The sequence below is a fragment of the Aminobacter sp. MET-1 genome (genome assembly GCF_026521175.1).
Taxonomy (GTDB): domain Bacteria; phylum Pseudomonadota; class Alphaproteobacteria; order Rhizobiales; family Rhizobiaceae; genus Aminobacter.
Genome location: NZ_JAMSHL010000165.1, coordinates 1 through 243, shown reverse-complemented (window position 1 = coordinate 243; position 243 = coordinate 1). Strand labels below are relative to the sequence as shown.

1 protein-coding gene is annotated in these 243 nt (G+C 69.1%); it reads left to right on the top strand.

Features of this window, described 5'->3' with window-relative positions:
* The coding region (locus NDO48_RS29480; RefSeq protein ID WP_267322953.1) for a thiamine pyrophosphate-binding protein at positions 1 to 243 on the top strand (243 nt) is incomplete at both ends.

The window sequence follows — 243 nt, the reverse complement described above, 5'->3', positions numbered from 1 at the left end:
AGTGTGCTTCGTCATCACCGGGCCGGGCGTGACCAACGTCGCCACCGCCATCGGCCAGGCCTACGCCGACTCGGTGCCGCTGCTGGTGATTTCCAGCGTCAACCACAGCGCCAGCCTGGGCAAGGGCTGGGGCTGCCTGCACGAGACCCAGGACCAGCGTGCCATGACCGCGCCGATCACTGCCTTCTCCGCCCTGGCCTTGAGCCCGGAACAGCTGCCCGAACTGATCGCCCGGGCCTACGC